Below are 485 nucleotides of genomic sequence, written 5' to 3'. Positions count from 1 at the left end.
CCGAAGTCGGTCTGGAACCGTATTCCGCAGGACCGGCGGGATGATCTGATCGAGTTTGCGCTGGAACATGAGGCGCTGACCACACGCGAACTGGCCGTCAAATATACTGATGAGAAGCGGTATTTTACATCTGAATTGACCTGCCCCCCACTGGTCCCTCGTTCATGACGAGAGTCTGCGGGTTTGATTTTGGTAGCCGTCGGTTTCGGTCTTGGCAAGCGCGCCGGGCGCGGAGCACTCAAATTGCTCAAGCGTCCAGCACGCTTCGACCGGTGTTTTGTTCCCGAGCGATGAGTGCGGCCTGACGGTGTTGTAGTCGTAACGCCAGAGCGCCAGCTTCCGGCGGGCGTCGTCCAGGGTGTCAAATATCTCCTCGTTCAGCAGCTCGTCGCGCAGGCTGCCGTTTAATGACTTGATAAAGGCGTTCTGCTGCGGCTTCCCTGGGTCGATATAGTGCTACGGAATTGCGTTCTGATCGGCCCACC

2 pseudogenes are annotated in these 485 nt (G+C 57.7%); one reads left to right on the top strand and one right to left on the bottom strand.

Annotated features, from left to right (window positions below):
* A pseudogene (locus FCK22_RS19415) lies at nt 1-141 on the top strand (IS3 family transposase); the annotation flags it as partial.
* Nucleotides 142-162: 21 nt separating this feature from the next.
* Here FCK22_RS19415 and FCK22_RS18045 read toward each other — a convergent pair.
* Nucleotides 163-485: pseudogene (locus FCK22_RS18045) on the bottom strand (transposase); the annotation flags it as partial.

It is taken from the genome of Sulfitobacter sp. 15WGC (genome assembly GCF_005068605.1).
Classification (GTDB): domain Bacteria; phylum Pseudomonadota; class Alphaproteobacteria; order Rhodobacterales; family Rhodobacteraceae; genus Sulfitobacter; species Sulfitobacter faviae.
This window is presented reverse-complemented; position numbering and strand designations above follow the sequence as displayed.